General features: G+C 24.3%; 2 protein-coding genes. Both read right to left on the bottom strand.

The annotated features are described in order from the left end of the window. Nucleotides 1–79 precede the first annotated feature (79 nt). The gene (locus LQ622_RS14835; RefSeq protein WP_001028144.1) at nucleotides 80–1,519 is read right to left on the bottom strand and encodes a bifunctional aminoglycoside N-acetyltransferase AAC(6')-Ie/aminoglycoside O-phosphotransferase APH(2'')-Ia; all 1,440 of its coding nucleotides are present in this window, start codon (nucleotides 1,517–1,519) and stop codon (nucleotides 80–82) included. Beyond that, nucleotides 1,520–1,918 (bottom strand): GNAT family N-acetyltransferase (locus LQ622_RS14830; RefSeq protein ID WP_000341232.1); only part of this gene is annotated, 399 nt, incomplete at its 5' end.

The raw sequence follows: 1,918 nt of genomic DNA, 5'->3' as shown, positions 1-1,918 counted from the left end.
CACTTCCTTTATTATTTTTCATTTTTTTAAACTATTTAATACTAATGTCTTTTATAATAGCTTTTCATATATTATATAATCAATCTTTATAAGTCCTTTTATAAATTTCTTTTCTACCATTTTCGATAAATTCCTGTTTAATATTTTTAATTCCATAAACAATAGTTTCAATAGGATAATATTCTTCAACTATATCTTGATATTCTTTTGCTTTCTCAATATCTATATTTCCATACATTCTTAATATATCTTCTCCAAAATTTGTTCCTATTTCTTCTTCACTATCTTCAAGTAAGTATATAAAATCACAATATTCATCTATAATTCCAGAATCTCCAAAATCAATTATTCCAGTTAATCTATTATTGCCATCTAACAATAGATGATTACAACTAAAATCATTATGGCATAAACACTTTTTACCCTCAAAAACTGTTGTTGCATTTAGTCTTTCCATAAAACTTTCTATATAATCTTTTTCTATATCAGTTAAATCATTATAAATAGTTTCACGCAACAATATATACTCTTCTAATACATTTTGTTTATTATCAATAGTACATTCACTAATATCTGTATAATCTAAACCGTGCATTTGTCTTAAAAAACTGGCAATATCTCGTTTTAACAAATTTTGTTCTTCTTCTGACATAGTAGAATAAATTTCTGGTGTTAAAAAAGTTCCTTTAATTTCTTTATAACCTAGTATAGATAATTCATCACTAATATACGAATATTCAATATTAGGAATTTTTACATTAGTTTCTAAATTTGTATTTAAAAAATTATATATTGCTTTTTCTTTTGCATAACCTTTTTTCTTATTAGTACTAAATTTTGTTTTAAAAATGTATTCATTATTAACTAAATATGCCACACTATCATAACCACTACCGATTATTTCAATACTATCTACTTTGAAATTATCAAAGTAATGCTCAATTAAATATTTCATTGCCTTAACATTTGTGGCATTATCATCATATCTATATTCCATTAAATAACAATCTTCTTTTTTGCCCTCGTGTAATTCATGTTCTGGCAAATCTTCAATAATTCTAAAACCAGATTTTTGGTATGCCCTTATTGCTCTTGGATTATTTTTATGAGGGTCTAAAATAACTGCATTAGCATTTCTTTCTTTTTTCAAAAATTCAAAAATCAATTTAATATATCTTGTACCAATTCCTTTACTCCAATAATTTGGCTCTCCTATAAATTGATCCATACCATAGACTATCTCATCAGTTTTTGGATAATGATAATCAGTATATAACTCATCATACATTTTATATATTTGTCCATATCCAATAGGAACATTGTTATATTCAATAATTACTCTAAAAACTTCATCTTCCCAAGGCTCTGTATAATGTTTTTTTAATGATTCTAATGTATATTTTTTATCTCTACCACCATAAAATTCTAATACTCTTTCATCAGTTAACCATTTTAACATCAAAGGAAAATCATCATCTATTAAAGTTCTTATACATATTTCATTTTCAACTATATTCATTTATTTATCACCTTTTTCATAATCATATACATATACTATTTCATCTTTATAATCATTTTTACCACCTAATTTTTCATATACATGGCAAGCTCTAGGATTACCTTTATCAGTTATTAAAAACATTTCAGAACAACCAATCTCTTTAGAATATTCCTTAATAAAAGATAATAATTTTGAACCATAACCTTTGTCTTGATAGTTAGGTAACATTCCTATTGAGTGTAAATAAAACATTGTTTTTCCATCAGGTCTTAAAAGTGTATAGCAATATGCAAATCCTATAATTTTATTATTTTCTTTAGCTATAAACCCAAATGAACTGGTATCATTAAGAAATCCTTTTAAATTATCAATATCAAAAACCATATTATCATCAATTAAAACTTCTTCCATAAACTC

Source organism: Mammaliicoccus sp. N-M50, assembly GCF_022386995.1.
GTDB lineage: Bacteria > Bacillota > Bacilli > Staphylococcales > Staphylococcaceae > Mammaliicoccus > Mammaliicoccus sciuri_A.
The sequence above is the reverse complement of the archived record's forward strand: the minus strand, read 5'-3'. Positions and strand labels throughout refer to the sequence as shown.

What these genes read in the sequence shown, in the direction of transcription:
- LQ622_RS14835 (WP_001028144.1), bottom strand. Translation starts at nt 1,519, where the DNA reads ATGAATATAGTTGAAAATGAAATATGTATAAGAACTTTAATAGATGAT.